14 protein-coding genes are annotated in these 15,506 nt (G+C 49.4%); 10 read left to right on the top strand and 4 right to left on the bottom strand.

Annotated features, from left to right (window positions below):
• Position 1: 1 nt before the first annotated feature.
• Positions 2-1,276: a DUF2066 domain-containing protein gene (locus D9T21_RS02920; protein WP_164464560.1), complete on the bottom strand. Its 1,275-nt coding sequence runs from the start codon at positions 1,274-1,276 to the stop codon at positions 2-4.
• A gap of 313 nt (positions 1,277-1,589) precedes the next feature.
• Here D9T21_RS02920 and purM point away from each other — a divergent pair, with 313 nt between their 5' ends.
• The 4 genes from purM (at position 1,590) to fadE (ending at position 6,627) form a co-directional block, all read left to right on the top strand.
• Positions 1,590-2,627, top strand: a complete 1,038-nt coding sequence (gene purM / locus D9T21_RS02915) for a phosphoribosylformylglycinamidine cyclo-ligase (RefSeq protein ID WP_123323737.1) — start codon at positions 1,590-1,592, stop codon at positions 2,625-2,627.
• 4 nt (positions 2,628-2,631) lie between these two features.
• Positions 2,632-3,279: a phosphoribosylglycinamide formyltransferase gene (purN, locus tag D9T21_RS02910; RefSeq protein ID WP_123323649.1), complete on the top strand. Its 648-nt coding sequence runs from the start codon at positions 2,632-2,634 to the stop codon at positions 3,277-3,279.
• Positions 3,239-4,006 carry a DUF3108 domain-containing protein gene (locus D9T21_RS02905; RefSeq protein WP_123323648.1) on the top strand — a complete coding sequence of 256 codons (768 nt, stop codon included), beginning with the start codon at positions 3,239-3,241 and terminating at the stop codon, positions 4,004-4,006. The genes purN and D9T21_RS02905 overlap by 41 nt, the downstream gene beginning before the upstream one ends.
• 197 nt (positions 4,007-4,203) lie before the next feature.
• The gene (fadE, locus tag D9T21_RS02900) at positions 4,204-6,627 is read left to right on the top strand and encodes an acyl-CoA dehydrogenase FadE (protein ID WP_123323647.1); all 2,424 of its coding nucleotides are present in this window, start codon (positions 4,204-4,206) and stop codon (positions 6,625-6,627) included.
• A gap of 80 nt (positions 6,628-6,707) precedes the next feature.
• Here the strand turns inward: fadE and add are convergent, their stop codons facing one another.
• Positions 6,708-7,709 (bottom strand): adenosine deaminase, encoded by a 1,002-nt coding sequence (gene add / locus D9T21_RS02895; RefSeq protein WP_123323646.1) that lies wholly within the window; start codon positions 7,707-7,709, stop codon positions 6,708-6,710.
• A gap of 6 nt (positions 7,710-7,715) precedes the next feature.
• Positions 7,716-8,348, bottom strand: coding sequence for a response regulator transcription factor (locus D9T21_RS02890; protein ID WP_123323645.1), 633 nt, complete (start codon positions 8,346-8,348; stop codon positions 7,716-7,718).
• A 173-nt stretch (positions 8,349-8,521) separates the two neighbouring features.
• Here D9T21_RS02890 and cmoA point away from each other — a divergent pair, with 173 nt between their 5' ends.
• The 6 genes from cmoA to D9T21_RS02860 all read left to right on the top strand — a co-directional run bounded on the left by cmoA (position 8,522) and on the right by D9T21_RS02860 (position 15,119).
• Positions 8,522-9,250: a carboxy-S-adenosyl-L-methionine synthase CmoA gene (gene cmoA, locus D9T21_RS02885; RefSeq protein ID WP_123323644.1), complete on the top strand. Its 729-nt coding sequence runs from the start codon at positions 8,522-8,524 to the stop codon at positions 9,248-9,250.
• A 16-nt stretch (positions 9,251-9,266) separates the two neighbouring features.
• Complete coding sequence (gene cmoB, locus D9T21_RS02880; protein WP_123323643.1) at positions 9,267-10,244, top strand: tRNA 5-methoxyuridine(34)/uridine 5-oxyacetic acid(34) synthase CmoB; 978 nt, start codon at positions 9,267-9,269, stop codon at positions 10,242-10,244.
• A 158-nt stretch (positions 10,245-10,402) separates the two neighbouring features.
• The gene (locus D9T21_RS02875; RefSeq protein ID WP_123323642.1) at positions 10,403-11,281 is read left to right on the top strand and encodes a kinase; all 879 of its coding nucleotides are present in this window, start codon (positions 10,403-10,405) and stop codon (positions 11,279-11,281) included.
• Positions 11,281-12,105, top strand: a complete 825-nt coding sequence (locus tag D9T21_RS02870; protein ID WP_123323641.1) for an HAD-IIB family hydrolase — start codon at positions 11,281-11,283, stop codon at positions 12,103-12,105. Before D9T21_RS02875 ends, D9T21_RS02870 begins: the two co-directional genes overlap by 1 nt.
• 8 nt (positions 12,106-12,113) lie before the next feature.
• Complete coding sequence (locus tag D9T21_RS02865) at positions 12,114-13,337, top strand: glycosyltransferase family protein (protein WP_123323640.1); 1,224 nt, start codon at positions 12,114-12,116, stop codon at positions 13,335-13,337.
• 3 nt (positions 13,338-13,340) lie between these two features.
• Positions 13,341-15,119, top strand: coding sequence for a sugar phosphorylase (locus D9T21_RS02860; protein WP_123323639.1), 1,779 nt, complete (start codon positions 13,341-13,343; stop codon positions 15,117-15,119).
• Between the two features lie 28 nt (positions 15,120-15,147).
• On the opposite strand, the gene D9T21_RS02855 is transcribed toward D9T21_RS02860, so the two are convergent.
• Positions 15,148-15,477, bottom strand: coding sequence for a hypothetical protein (locus tag D9T21_RS02855; RefSeq protein WP_123323638.1), 330 nt, complete (start codon positions 15,475-15,477; stop codon positions 15,148-15,150).
• Positions 15,478-15,506 lie beyond the last annotated feature (29 nt).

The raw sequence follows: 15,506 nt of genomic DNA, 5'->3' as shown, positions 1-15,506 counted from the left end.
GTTACTGACTCCAGAAGTAATGCATGCCTTCCAGAGGCTGACCAAAGGCATCGGTCAACGGCTGTAACTGGCTATCGAGTGATAACACTGAGCGCAGGTCCTGCTCAGTACCCAGCAGATTAAGGCGGAACGTACTCACCATCCCCTGCTGTTTAACCAGCATGACTTTGTCGGTCACGCTAAGGTTCTTTAAGTAGTTTTGTACCGCAACCACACCCGCCAGGCTCGACAGATTACCCACTGAAATTTCAATTGCCTGCGCGGCATTACCATCGGTAGGTAAAATCGAAAAATTCTGACCGAGGTAATTAGCGTAGTCGTTAATAAAGGTGGTTAGCAGCGCTTCGGGCTCATCGCCGATAAGCGTGTCGTGGGTGATCTGATAAGCGCCCTGATTGGCGGCCAGATACAAATAATCCAATGAATAGCGGCCTTTTTTAGCACGCGCCGCAACCGTGGAAAACTCTTCCTGGGTAAACACCGGCCCACTGGCAGATTCTTTTTCTACCCAAGACATTTCAATTGCGTCCATTTCCGCCAGTAAAGGTAGAATAACCTCGCCAAATTCATTGACTCGCAGTGCAGGCACATTAAAAGGTTCAGGAATAAACCGGGTGGATACCGGGCGTTCTGGTTCGCGATATACAATTTCGCGTGTGCGGTTTGGATATAGCCGCGCGGCCAGCACGTAATCTACGTTATAGCGACTGGCTGCATTAACGAGCTGTTCGGGAAACAAGCCCCACACGTCGTAGCCATTAATGGTAAGCGTGTCGTCCAGATCCATCAGCGGTAAGGCTAAAGGCACGCCGCGGGTTTCGGCCTGGCGACGAGTCATCCTTGCCAGTTCACTCTGATTGCCGTCGTCGACAATACGGCGCTCACCGTCGGCATCTTCGATGGCGAGCCATAACAATGCATCCGGGCGTCGGCTTCCCCAGATAGGCAAGCCTTGTTTAACCAGTTCGGTTTCAATAAGTTCGCGGTCGAATTCTGCAACTAAGAACAACTCGCCCTGTTCTTCGGTAAAGCGGTAAGCCCGCAGATAACGGTTGGCATTACGGCGAATGATATCAACGGTTTGATAATCACTGATATCCTGTTGCCCGGTGATTTTTACCAGCAACTGTTCAAGCGCTGCGCGGGTGCCGTTGCTGAGTGCGCGGCTGGACTTGTTGTCTACCGATACCTTGCCGGTACCGAGTTCAACAGTGGAACTGGCGTGGGCCATGCCGAGCCAGGCACTACCTACCAGTAAGGTAATGGCGGCCGTCAACTGCGAGAGTTTTCTCGGTAAATTAAGTAATTCTGCTACGGGCAAAAGCTTCGCAAACTCCATGTTAATCGCAATAAAGGTGCACGCCCCTCGGACGGTTTATTGTTATCTATTTAAACACGTTTTTCACCTTAATTATTGGCTTATCTGCGTTCTGGTAAACAATATGCGGACTGACTGGCGACAATTTATACAGACACGTGATTAAACATTGGTGCAATTTACCAAGTAAACCCTGCATACACGTTGGACTTACCCCCGGATACTGGTAGAATCCGCGCATTCAAACCAGTCCATGCAACAAGGCTTACCCGTGTCTGAAAAAAATACATCATTAAGTTATAAAGATGCCGGTGTCGATATCGACGCTGGAAACCAACTCGTTGAACGCATCAAGTCCGTTACCAAACGCACTCACCGCCCTGAAGTGCGCGGTGGTTTAGGTGGTTTTGGTGCACTGTGTTCACTGCCGGAAAAATACAAAAATCCGTTGTTGGTATCTGGAACAGATGGTGTTGGTACCAAGTTACGCTTAGCCATGGACTTTGAGCGTCACGACAGCGTGGGAATCGATCTGGTTGCGATGTGCGTAAACGACCTGATTGTTCAGGGCGCTGAGCCTCTGTTTTTCCTCGATTACTATGCTACAGGTAAACTGAATGTCGATACGGCCGCAGCAGTGGTATCGGGCATTGGCACCGGTTGTGAGCAAGCTGGCTGTGCCCTGATTGGTGGCGAAACGGCAGAAATGCCCGGCATGTATCACGGTGACGATTACGATATCGCGGGTTTCTGTGTTGGTGTAGTAGAAGCAGATGATGTGATTGACGGCAGCACGGTTAAAGCGGGACAGAAAATTCTGGCGCTGGGTTCATCCGGCCCACATTCTAATGGCTACTCATTAATCCGTAAGATCATCGAAGTCAGTGGTGCCGATGTAAATGCTGACCTGAACGGCTCACCGGTTATCGACCAACTGCTTGCCCCAACACGCATTTACGTGAAATCGGTACTTAAGTTACTGGAAAGCGTGAAAGTTGCAGCCATCTCGCACATCACCGGTGGCGGCTTCTGGGAAAATATCCCGCGCGTACTGCCTGACGACAAAAAAGCCGTTGTAGATGCCAACAGCTGGCAATGGCCCGCGGTATTCAACTGGTTACAGGACAACGGTAACGTAGAAACCCACGAAATGTACCGTACCTTTAACTGCGGTGTTGGCCTGATCCTGGTAGTAGACGAGCAGGATGTGGATGCGGCCCTGGCTGTGTTAAACGACGCCGGTGAGAAAGCCTGGCTGTTAGGTGAAATTGCCGACCTGGACGGCGAAAATCAGGTTGAGATCAATTAGTCACATGAGTACAACACCTAACATTTGCGTCATGATCTCGGGTAATGGCTCTAACCTGCAGGCCATTATCGACTGGGTAGAGGCCGGCAAAATCAATGCGAATATTGCCTGCGTCATCTCTAACCGCCCCGACGCATATGGTCTGGAAAGAGCCCGCAATGCGGGCATCGAAGCCATCTGTTTGGATCACAAACAGTACGAAGACCGTGAAACCTATGATCAGGCCCTACTGACCACCCTGGACAGTTATCAGCCTGATTGCGTTGTGCTGGCCGGCTTTATGCGCATTCTCACCAGTGAGTTTGTCGAACATTTTAGCGGCCGCCTATTGAACATTCACCCATCTTTGTTGCCCAAGTACAAAGGGTTAAATACTCATCAGCGTGCACTGGATAATGATGACGATGAACACGGCCTGAGTGTTCATTTTGTGACGCCCGAGCTTGACGGCGGGCCTGTCATCATTCAATGTAAAGTCCCGGTGTTTGAAGATGATAACGCCGATGCCCTCGCCCAACGGGTACAGGAGCAGGAACGTAGTATTTACCCGCTAGTGGTTCACTGGTATTGCAGTGGCCGGCTTAAAATGAACAACAATAAGGCATTATTAGATGGTAAAGTTCTTCCGGACAACGGTTACGCGAACGACTAAATCTCTGGCCCTGACGCTCCTGTCAGGCTTATTATGTGTGTCGGCACTGGCCGACACCACCCCATCAGACTCCACCAATCTAATCACCCCCTTTGAAGCCGTTTATTACGCTTACAAATGGGACGATAATCTGGGCTCCGCCAAAATATCACTGGAAGAATTATCCGAAGGTCTTTATTCACTGACCTATCAGTCTAAAGTCTCTAAATTCTTTCTGTCGGATAAACGCTTTGAACATTCTATATTTATGGTTGAGGGCGATCACCTGGTGCCGCAGCAATACAACTACTCACGCACCGGCACCGGCCCGGACAAAAGCCTGAAAGTGGAATTTCCTGGCGATGATGGCGGGCAGATCCAAATTAACAAAGATGACGAAGCTTACTCGCTGCCCTGGCAGGGCGAGCTGGATAACCAGCTGTACCGCCTTGATGCGCCTATTCGCCTGTCCCGGGGAGTAGAAGATTTAAGTTACGACTTTATTAATTACCGCGGCCAGCAGCGCCATTACGGTATGCGCGTACTGGGTAAAGAAACCGTTGATTTACCCTATGGCAAAATTGAAGCCATTAAAGTAGAAATCGTGCGCGAGTCAAAAAGCCGCTACACACTGGCCTGGTTTGCACCGGACTTAAACTACCAGCTGGTGCGTTTACAGCAGTTTAAAGACGGTGACGAACAAGGCGACTTACGCTTAAAAGCCTTTTCCACCAAGCGCAGCGATTAATCTTCTGGTGGCATGCCATAGTGCATGCCACTCTCACGTCTTGCCGATATCCACGCCTGTCATGTCATTCGTCATTATTTTATGACACTGCCTCAGCCAGTTGTCATCACACTATAACTTGATTTTTCGCCGCAGCGAGGATAGCTTTAAGGTATCTGGTCAGACCTCAAAACAGAGTACTTGGACGAGGAGAACAAATGTCTGATTTTATTTGGGTGTTACTGGTAATACTGTCACTGTGTGTGGCCGCCTATCAACGCCTGCCCTTAATGAATGCCATTATTGTTGCAGGCGGCATACTGTTAGTTGGTACTATTTTTGGTTCTTTAGGGCTGCTTAGCTGGCTCGTGTTTATTGTTGTTATGGCCCCTTTTGCGGTGCCATCCATCCGTATTCCTTACCTCACCAAGCCGATGCTGGCCTTTTATCGCAAGGTCATGCCGGAGATGTCGACCACCGAGCAGGAAGCCATTGATGCCGGTACCGTGTGGTGGGACGGCGAGATCTTTTCCGGCCGCCCTGACTGGCAGAAACTGCATGCCATTCCCATGGGTCGTCTGACTCCAGAAGAACAGGCATTTCTCGACGGACCGGTAGACAAAGTTTGTAGCATGATTGACGAATGGCAGGTAAATCATAAAGACGCTGATTTGCCGTCGGAGGTCTGGGCTTACCTGAAAGAACACAAGTTCTTCGCCATGATCATTAAAAAGGAATACGGTGGTCTGGAGTTTTCTGCATTTGCCCAGTCCCGTGTTATTCAGAAACTGGCTGGCACCAGTGCCGTGCTCTCAAGTACGGTTGGGGTACCTAACTCGTTAGGGCCGGGTGAACTCCTTCAGCATTACGGTACTGAAGCGCAGAAAAATCATTATCTGCCGCGCCTGGCCAGTGGCGATGAGATCCCCTGCTTTGCCTTAACCAGCCCGGAAGCGGGCTCTGATGCCGGTGCAATCCCTGATCAGGGGATTGTGTGCAAAGGCGAGTGGGAAGGTGAAGAAGTACTTGGTATGCGCCTGACATTCGACAAGCGTTACATTACCCTGGCACCGGTTGCCACGGTGATTGGTCTGGCCTTTAAACTGTACGACCCCGATGGTCTGCTAGGCAGCAAAAAAGAGCTGGGTATCACCTGCGCGCTGATTCCGCATGATACCAAAGGGCTTGACGTTGGCCGACGCCACTTCCCGCTTAATACACCGTTTCAGAACGGTCCGGTAAGGGGTAACGATATTTTTGTACCGCTGGATTACATCATTGGTGGCGCAGACATGGCCGGTAAAGGCTGGCGGATGCTTATGGAGTGTTTGTCGGTAGGCCGCTGTATTACCCTGCCCTCCACCTCTGCTGGCGGCGCCAAATCCTGTGCGATGTCTACTGGCGCTTATGCGCGTATCAGACGTCAGTTTAAGCTCCCTATCGGGCATATGGAAGGCGTGGAAGAGATGCTCGCCCGTATCGGCGGTAATGCCTACATGATGGATGCGGTAACCCGCTTCTCAACCGTGGGCGTAGACCTGGGTGAAAAGCCCTCGGTGATCTCGGCCATTTGTAAATATCATCTCACCGAACGGTCGCGAGTTACCGTGAACGACGCCATGGATGTGCATGGTGGTAAAGGTATTATGCTTGGGCCAAATAACTATCTTGGCCGCGGTTATCAGGGGATGCCTATTTCTATCACGGTAGAAGGCGCTAACATCCTGACCCGTAACATGATGATTTTTGGTCAGGGTGCCATGCGTTGTCACCCCTTTGTGCTGGACGAAATTAAGGCCGCCGCACTTTCTGATGAACAGGAAGCAATCAAGGCATTCGATAAAGCAGTATTTGGCCATATTGGCTTTGCGCTTGCCAATGCGTACCGCAGCATCTGGTTTACGCTCACCGGCGGTTACTTCCACCAGTCTCCGTTCAAAGACAGCACCGCCCGCTATTATCAACTGCTGCAAGGTTACAGTGCTAACCTGGCGTTGCTCACCGACTTATCTATGGGCATTCTTGGCGGCACGCTGAAACGTCGTGAACGCTTATCAGCACGCCTTGGCGACCTGTTAAGTTACATTTACCTGGCCAGTGCTACCCTTAAACGTTTCGACGAAGAAGGCCGTCAACATGAAGACCTGCCGCTACTTCACTGGGCAATGCAGGATCTGATTTATAACCTGGAAACCGCGCTGATGGACTTCCTGGATAACTTCCCGGTTAAGTGGCTGGGACTGGTATTAAAGTTAAAACTGATCCCCTTTGGTCATCGGGTATCCAAGCCGAGCGATGCCACTGAGCATGCAATTGCCAGATTGCTACAGCAACCCGGTACTGCCAGAACCCGCCTTGGACAGGGCCAGTATCTCACCCGCGAGCCTGGCAGCCTGCCGGGAGAACTGGAGCAAACGCTGGAAGATGTACTGGCAGCAGAGCCGGTGTTCGACAATATCTGCCGTGCTCTGGGCGAAAAACGCAGCTTTACCCAGTTAGATCAACTGGCCGAAGAAGCCCTGGCGAAGGATCTGATCAGCGAGGCAGAAGCAGAGCTGCTCAAGCGCACCGAAAAAGGCCGCGCCAAGATTATCGCTGTCGATGATTTTGCGCCGGAAGAGCTGGTTGCTGCAATCAGATAGCCCGGCATTGCCCGTTACTAAAAAAGGCACCAGATGGTGCCTTTTTCGATTCTATCTGCACTAAAAATAGGCTCCAAAGCTTAGCGCTTTAAAGCCATTTCGAATAATTGCTGTTTTTCTGTAGCGGAGATAAACGACTGGTTAACACCATTGATCTGAATTTGCCGCAGTTGCTCATCACTTAACTGAATAACGTCTCTGGCCACCTGGTATTCATCGCCAATATCAATAGCCGATACGCCAGGATCATCGGTGTTGAGAGTCACTTCCACGCCGGCTTCTAAAAAGCCTTTCATAGGGTGATTGGCGGTATCTACCACGGTAGCGGTCTGGTAGTTGGATGTTGGGCAGCTTTCCACACCAATGTTGTGCTCTACCAGATACTCAAGCAGCCTGTCATCGTCTTTAGCGGCTACACAGTGCCCTATCCGACTGGCTCCCAGTAGCTCAATGGCATTCCAGATACTCTGCGGGCCATCGGCTTCGCCGGCATGTACTGTAATCTGCCAACCAGCATCCCGGGCTTGCTTGAAGTGTTCGGTGAACAATGGCGCCGGATAACCCAGCTCATCGCCGGCTAAATCCAGTGCCGTGATATGGTCTTTACGTGCCAGCAAACCGTTAAGTTCCCGGGTGCAGGCATCCGTACCAAAAGTACGGCTCAGGATACCGATTAAATTATGCTTAATCGCAAAATCGCGACTGCCGTCGGCACAGCCGGCTATGGTCGCTTCCACCACATCCGCTATGTTTAACTGATGTGATTGCGCCATGTAGAAAGGGGAAAATCTTAGCTCAACGTAGTCGAGCCCGGCTCGCTTTGCATCCTGCATGTTTTCGTATGCAATACGGTAGCAGGCGTCGGTATCTGCTAGTACGGAAATGCCATAATCCAGCCGTGAAAGAAACGCCAGTAAGTCGGCAGTTTTATCCTGGATTTGGCATAGCGGGCGAAGTTCGTCGAGATCTTTAGCAGGAAGTGCAATGTTATGCCTGGTGGCAAGATCCCATATTGTTTCCGGGCGGATATTACCGTCGAGGTGACGGTGGATATCCACCAGAGGAAGCTGCGGGTCTATCACAGTGGATCAGTTAATCTGAAGCTTGTCCATCAACAGCACCGCTTGCGTACGGGTATTGATATCCAATTTTTTAAGCGCCGCACTGATGTGTGCTTTTACCGTTGCCTCGGTGACATTCATTTCGTGGGCAATTTGCTTGTTCATCATGCCTGCACGTACGTATTTCAGCACTAATACCTGCTTAGGAGTAAGTTCTTTAAAGCGCTCGAGCATGTCGTTCATATTGCCGCTATTGAAGGTCATTTTTTCAGCAATATCAGCAGGCAGCCACTGTTCACCGCTTAAGACAATATCAATGGCTTCAGCGATGGTTTTAGTTGGCGTGGCTTTGGTGATGTAACCTTTAGCGCCCAGAGTGATTGCCTGTGAAATAACATCGATATCGTCATTGGCCGAAACCATCACAATAGGTAACGCCGGATAACGTTCTTTTACCGTAGCGAGCGTTTCAAACCAGTTGGCGCCCGGCATGGATAAATCCAGAAGCAGCAGGTCAACATCTTTGCTGCGAGCCAAAAGTTCAATTAATGCATCCGTCGATTCAGCTTCAAGAACTTCCAGTCCTTCAAACAGCGGGGTTAACGCGCCTGATAAAGCTTCCCTGAAAAGCGGATGATCGTCGGCAATTATAAACTTCATTAAATCGGTGCCTCGGTGGCTGTCATTATTATCAATGAGTATAGGTTAATACTAAAGATTAAACGATTGAAGTAAAGAATGCCGTATTACCGAATTTTTTTATATACAGGCTTGGTTTTCTGCCGCCACCGGGTAAAATTGCCGCCCAAACTGCTACTAAAGAAGAATTTATCGTGTCGAATAAAGACAATCTGTTTGCTTCGCCTTTAAAACAGGTCAGCGATTTCCAGTTTGATGATGCCGTTGCGGATGTATTTCCCGACATGATTAGCCGCTCTATTCCCGGTTACCAAACCATTATCGAAACCATAGGTCAGCTGGCAGCCAGCCACGTAAAAGCCAATACCAACGTGTATGATCTGGGCTGCTCTTTAGGTGCAGCGTCATTTTCGGTGTCACGCCATTGCCCTGAAGACCACTGCAATATTATTGCCGTCGACAGCTCAGCGGCCATGGTTGAGCGTTGTCAGCGCAAAGTTGAGGCCTTTCAGTTGCCCAACCCAATCACCGTAAAGCAGGGATTTGCGCAATCAGAAGACATTAAAAATGCGTCTATGGCGGTGATGAATTTTACCCTGCAGTTTATTCCCCCACCGGAACGCGCTGCTATTATTAAGCAAATCTACGACGGCCTGCTACCGGGCGGTATTTTTGTTATTTCTGAGAAAATTCGCCACGATGATGACCGGGGCAACGAAGTGATCAATGATTTGCACCTGCAGTTTAAACGCCAGAACGGTTACAGCGAGCTTGAGATCAGCCAGAAGCGGGCGGCGCTGGAAAATGTAATGCTTATCGACACCTTTGATATCCATCAGGCACGGCTCAAAGAAGCGGGCTTTGCTGATGTGGTAATGTGGTATCGCTGTTTTAACTTTATGTCACTGGTGGCAATTAAATAACCCGGGTTAACTATCTATGTCTGCATCTGAACTCTTTCACAGCTGTTATAAAGATCTGCTAAACGGACCTTTGTCACACTGGCTCAATACCCTGCCCCGGCAAATGGATGAGTGGCACAGTACAGCGCTACATGGTGAGTTTAAAAAATGGCAAAAGCTGGTTGCCAAATTACCAGCCACTGAAAGTAGTACACTCGACTTTAAAGAGTCTGTCACCATAGGTTCTGAAGCAGACATCGATACCTACACCCAAAAGCAGATTGAAGGGTTACTGCGCCAGTTTATGCCATGGCGTAAAGGGCCTTATCATGTTCACGGCATCCACATTGATACGGAATGGCGCTCCGACTGGAAGTGGGATCGGGTGTTACCGCATCTGGCACCACTGGGCGGCAGACAGGTACTGGATGTAGGCTGCGGCAGTGGCTACCACCTGTGGCGCATGTATGGCGAAGGCGCCGCAGGCGTTTACGGTATCGACCCTACCCAGTTATTCCTGATTCAGTTCTTAGCAATAAAGCATTTTATCGGCCAGGCTCCAGTGCACTTTTTACCCCTGGGTATTGAACAGATGCAGCCGGTGGGCGCATTCGATACGGTCTTTTCGATGGGCGTACTTTATCATCGCCGCGACCCCATGGAATTTTTACAGCAGCTTAAGTCACAATTACGCAAAGGCGGCCAGCTAGTGCTGGAAACCCTGGTGGTTGATGGTGACGAACAAACCGTATTAATGGCGGGCGAGCGTTACGCGCAAATGCGCAATGTCTGGTTCCTGCCCAGCTCGAAAGCACTGTTAGTGTGGCTGCAGCGGCTTGGCTTTACTGACTGCCAGGTTGTGGATGAGTGCGTCACCAGCACTGAAGAGCAGCGCGCTACCAGTTGGATGACCAACCATTCGCTGGTGGATTTTCTTGACCCGGATGACCCTTCTAAAACGATTGAGGGTTACCCCGCCCCCAAACGGGCAGTGATTATAGCGAATAAGGGATAAACCGCTTCTTAAAGCATGCTGACACCTGTATTCGATCGCTTTTTGTGCAATCATAACCAAAAGGGATCGTTAAGCAGTAATTATCGACTGAATTGGCACAAATGTTGTAACAAAATTACAAGTATGCTGTGCGAATCATCAATAACTAAGGCAGCTTTATGGACATTTCTACATTTCTTGCGGCGCATCAACTTCCAGAGAGCTACCGCGACATTGCACAAAAATGGTTCATCCCATTAGCAGATGAAATCCATGGGCACCAAAATAGTGCAAAAAAGCCATTTTTCGTTGGTGTGAATGGTTGCCAGGGCTCGGGAAAATCTACGCTGTGTGACTTTTTAGTGTTTTACCTGAGCGAGTTTAAAAAGCTCAATGTTGTGTCGTTATCGCTCGATGATTTTTATCTGGATAAATCGAGTCGCAACGCGCTGGCTATAAAAGTTCACCCGTTACTGGCTACCCGGGGCGTACCCGGCACCCACGATGTGTCACTGGCCCAGACTACCTTCGACCGCTTACGAGGCTATGGCACTGTCTCGATTCCACGCTTTAATAAAGCCATCGACAACCCTTTTCCGGTAGTTGACTGGCCGGTTATTCATTCGCCGCCAGACATTGTTTTGGTAGAAGGCTGGTGTTGGGGCGTAAAACCACAAACCAAAGCCCAGCTGGCTGAACCGGTTAACGCACTGGAGCGTGATGAAGATCCATTAGGCACCTGGCGCAACTACGTTAATAAGCAACTGGCAGATTCATACCAGGCCCTGTTTGAACAAATGTCTTTCTGGGTAATGCTCAAAGCGCCCTCTTTTGATCAGGTATATAGCTGGCGAAAAGAGCAGGAACACAAACTCGCTGCTAAACTGGGTTCATCTGAAGCGCACAGTGGCATTATGACCGACCTGGAAATCGAACGGTTTATACAGCATTATCAACGCTTAACAGAGCAGAGTCTGGAAACATTGCCGCAGCAGTGTAATTACGTTTACCATCTGGACGAAACCCGTCAAATCACTCATGTAGAAAAGGCTGTTTAATGGATCAATCAAGTACTGTGATCTTTACTGACATGGACGGCACGTTGCTGGATCATCATACCTATAGTTTTGCCGCCGCCCAGCCCACGCTGGATGCACTGGCGGAGCGCGGGATACCGGTGATACCCAATACCAGTAAAACCTTTGCAGAGATGACCGAGCTACGGGAAAAGATCGGTTTGAACGGCCCGTTTGTGGTGGAGAACGGCGCAGCGGCTTATATTCCACACGGCTTTTTTAAACAAAAACCGGCCGGTACTATCTGGCAGGACGGTTTTTGGTGTAAGTCCTTTATTTCGTCAAAGGGCTACTGGTTAAAATTACTTGAAATTGTTAAAGCTGATTTCGCCGGTGAATTTACTCACTTCAGCGAAATGAGCACCGAAGATTTAATGGCTGCCACCGGTTTGAGCGAGGATGAAGCCCGCTTAGCAGCCAAACGCCAATTTGGCGAACCGGTAATGTGGCTTGGTAGTGATATTCGCAAAGCCGAATTTATCGAGTCAGTCAGAGAACGTGGCGCGACACCGCTGGAAGGCGGGCGTTTCATCCATATTTCCGGAGACTGTACTAAAGGTAAGGCACTAAGCTGGTTTATGGAGGAGTATCGGCGTCAATCGGCGGTTACTGCAACGTCTATTGCATTAGGTGATGGCAAAAATGACATCGCCATGATGGAAGCTGCCGATATTGCCGTGCGCATAGCGTCACCCACGCATGAGCCTCCCCCACTGGATAAAAAAGATAACGTATATACCAGCACAAAACTTGGCCCTGAGGGCTGGACAGAAACGCTTACACAATTGCTTTCATTGAAAGATTAGGAGGACACATGGCCGATTTTTACCAAAATGGTGTCGTGACAACGCTACACAATCTCGCCAGCCGCTCGACTGAAGCACTCGAAGCTGAGCTGTTACGCTTTTCTCAGAAACGTCCGATGGCACTTATCCTGCCATCCTTGTTTTCAGAGCTTGAAGGACCGGCATTAGGCCACATCGTTGACGAACTAACGAATGTACCTTACCTGTCTGAAATTGTTATAGGACTGGACCGGGCCAACCTGGACCAGTACCGCCATGCCCAGGGCTTTTTCAGCCGCCTGCCGCAACACCACCGTATTTTATGGAATGATGGCCCACGATTAAAAGCCATTGATGAAGAGCTTCAGGCTCTTGATCTAGCACCAAAGGAACTGGGTAAAGGCCGCAATGTGTGGTATTGCATGGGCTATATTCTGGCCTCAAACAAAGCCGAATCCGTGGCCTTACACGATTGCGATATTATTACCTATAACCGTGACTTACTGGCTCGTCTGATTTACCCGGTAGCCAACCCGCAATTTAACTATGAGTTCTGTAAGGGCTATTACGCCCGCGTCGCCGACGGTAAGATCAACGGCCGCGTATCACGCTTACTGGTTACACCACTGCTGCGCGCACTCAAGCGCACGCTGGGTGACAACGAATACATCGAATTTATGGACAGCTTCCGCTACCCGTTAGCCGGTGAGTTCTCTTTCCGTCGCGACGTACTTAACGATATCCGCATCCCGAGTGACTGGGGTCTGGAAATTGGCGTACTGTCGGAAATGCACCGTAACTATTCGCACAACCGTTTATGTCAGGCGGATATCGCCGAGACCTACGACCATAAACACCAGGATCTGTCGCTGAATAACGAACAAGGCGGTTTATCTAAAATGTCTATCGACATTACCAAAGCCCTGTTCCGTAAGTTAGCAACCCAGGGGCAATCATTCAGTAATGAAATGTTCCGCTCGATTAAAGCCACTTACTACCGTATCGCACTGGACTTTATTGAGACCTATCACAACGATGCGGTAATGAACGGCCTGTCACTGGACATTCACAGCGAAGAAAAAGCGGTGGAAATGTTTGCCAGTAACATTATGAAAGCCGGTCAGCATTTCCTGGAAAATCCAATGGAAACGCCATTTATTCCAAGCTGGAACCGAGTAACCAGTGCGGTACCCGACATTCTTGATCGCCTGCTCGAAGCGGTTGAAGCTGACACAGAAGAATTTAAAGGATAATCAATGACAAAACGCTGGGATTACTTACACGAAAAAATTAGTCATCATCTTCAGTTTATCTATGCAGATGTGGTAACCAGCACGCCGATTGGCGAACTGGCCACAGAGCTGATGAACACGATCGGCCTGAACCAGGAAGATGACATAGTGATCCCCGAGCCGCACAGAAATTACTGGGATGAGCAGGATATCGTGATGATCACCTACGGTGACAGCGTGATCAACGAGCACGAGTCACCCTTGTTTACGCTGTTCAGGTTTTTACATACCTATTGCAAAAACACCGTTAACAAAGTCCATATCCTGCCCTTCTTCCCGTTTAGCTCTGATGACGGCTTTTCGGTAATAAACTATTCAAGTGTAAACGAATCACTGGGTACCTGGTCAGACGTACACCGCATTGCGGCGGAATACGGCCTGATGTTTGATTTGGTAATTAACCACTGCTCCTCGCGCAGTATGTGGTTTGACAACTTTATCAAAGGCGAAGGCCCGGGCAGCGACTTCTTTTTAACTGCCGATCCCACGGCAGATTTAACCGATGTGACCCGCCCGCGAACCAGCCCGTTACTGCGTGAAACAGAAACGGCAAACGGCACCCAGCACGTATGGTGTACATTCAGCCACGACCAGGTGGATTTTGACTTTAGAAATCCCAAGGTACTGATCACCTTTATTCAAATCATCAAGCATTACATTGATAACGGCGCCAAGTTATTCCGCCTGGATGCGGTGGCCTTTTTATGGAAAATCATTGGCACTAAATGTATTAACCTGCCGCAAACTCATGAAGTAATTCGCCTGATGAGAACGCTGATTGAGCATGTGGATCCCAGTATCATTATTATTACTGAGACCAACATTCCCAATCGCGAGAACCTGACCTATTTTGGTAACGCTAACGAAGCCCACGCGATTTATAACTTCTCGCTGCCGCCGCTGTTGGTGAATACCATGGTCACCGGTGACTGTACTTACCTTAAGAGCTGGATGATGAGTATGCCACCAGCGCAGAACGGCACCACCTACTTTAACTTTATTGCCTCCCACGACGGCATTGGGTTACGCCCGGCAGAAGGCCTGCTGAGTGACGAGGAAATTGGTACGCTGGTGCAGTCGATGCAAAACTTTGGCGGCCGCATTTCGTGGCGTTCCAGTGAGCATGGCCAGCAAAAGCCTTACGAAATCAACATTACGCTGTTTGATGCCATGCAAGGCACGGTAAAAGGTCCGGATAAATTCCAGGTCGACCGTTTCCTGTGTGCTCACGCAATGATGCTTGGTATGGAAGGTATTCCAGGGCTTTATATTCACAGCTTACTGGGTACTTCCAACGACTACGATAAAGTGGCCAATACCGGCCAGAACCGTTCGATTAACCGCAAACGCTGGGATTACTCTGAACTGGAATCACAGCTCGACTCACCTTATTCGCAACATCATAAGGTGCTAACACGGTTGTCGCAGTTGATCCGCATCCGTAAGGCGCAGGAAGCTTTCCACCCTAACGCTACGCAGTTTACCTTACAGCTGGGCCCTTCTCTGTTTGGTTACTGGCGTCAGAGCCTGAATCGCAGGCAGAGCATTTTCTGTATTTCTAACGTGACTGATGAAGAACAATCTATTTTGTTATCCGATCTGAATCTGATTGGCACCGACAACTGGATTGATTTGATCACCCGCGACCAGATAGAAGATGTACTGGGCTTTGTGCAATTAAAGCCATACCAAACGGTTTGGCTCAGCAACATGGATTACGAAGAATACCGTAAAAGCCAATAAATAAACAAAGGCTCCTCAGGGAGCCTTTTTAATGCTCAGGCGAAAACCACCTGGACTTGATTACAGCGTACAGTGGCATGACTATAAGTAAAATATTGACAGACAGTATGAATATAAACAGGGTTGGCGAGGACTCATAAGTGTACTCTCTGCCTCTTCGGCCACTGATAGAGCCGGACTGTATTGCAGTAAATGCAAACCATGAAAAGAAAATAGCAACCAGCACAGAAACAAACTCTTCCACAGGCCCCAGTGGCTTTTCTTCCTCCTTGGGCAGCTCTAACACTTCATCAACATATTCCAGCGGCTCGGAATAGCCCTTAAGTTTTAATACCAATCCGCATAGAAGTTTGCCCACTCAGCAAGACTGTCAGGCTTTCTGGCTAG

Source organism: Marisediminitalea oceani, from assembly GCF_003731635.1.
In the GTDB taxonomy this organism is placed as follows: Bacteria; Pseudomonadota; Gammaproteobacteria; order Enterobacterales; family Alteromonadaceae; genus Alteromonas; species Alteromonas oceani.
The sequence above is the reverse complement of the archived record's forward strand: the minus strand, read 5'-3'. Positions and strand labels throughout refer to the sequence as shown.

Bases quoted from the DNA above. Each gene is read 5' to 3' on its own strand.
- purN (WP_123323649.1), top strand. From the start codon at position 2,632: ATGAGTACAACACCTAACATTTGCGTCATGATCTCGGGTAATGGCTCT.
- D9T21_RS02905 (WP_123323648.1), top strand. From the start codon at position 3,239: ATGGTAAAGTTCTTCCGGACAACGGTTACGCGAACGACTAAATCTCTG.
- fadE (WP_123323647.1), top strand. From the start codon at position 4,204: ATGTCTGATTTTATTTGGGTGTTACTGGTAATACTGTCACTGTGTGTG.
- D9T21_RS02890 (WP_123323645.1), bottom strand. From the start codon at position 8,348: ATGAAGTTTATAATTGCCGACGATCATCCGCTTTTCAGGGAAGCTTTA.
- cmoB (WP_123323643.1), top strand. From the start codon at position 9,267: ATGTCTGCATCTGAACTCTTTCACAGCTGTTATAAAGATCTGCTAAAC.
- D9T21_RS02875 (WP_123323642.1), top strand. From the start codon at position 10,403: ATGGACATTTCTACATTTCTTGCGGCGCATCAACTTCCAGAGAGCTAC.
- D9T21_RS02870 (WP_123323641.1), top strand. From the start codon at position 11,281: ATGGATCAATCAAGTACTGTGATCTTTACTGACATGGACGGCACGTTG.
- D9T21_RS02865 (WP_123323640.1), top strand. From the start codon at position 12,114: ATGGCCGATTTTTACCAAAATGGTGTCGTGACAACGCTACACAATCTC.
- D9T21_RS02860 (WP_123323639.1), top strand. From the start codon at position 13,341: ATGACAAAACGCTGGGATTACTTACACGAAAAAATTAGTCATCATCTT.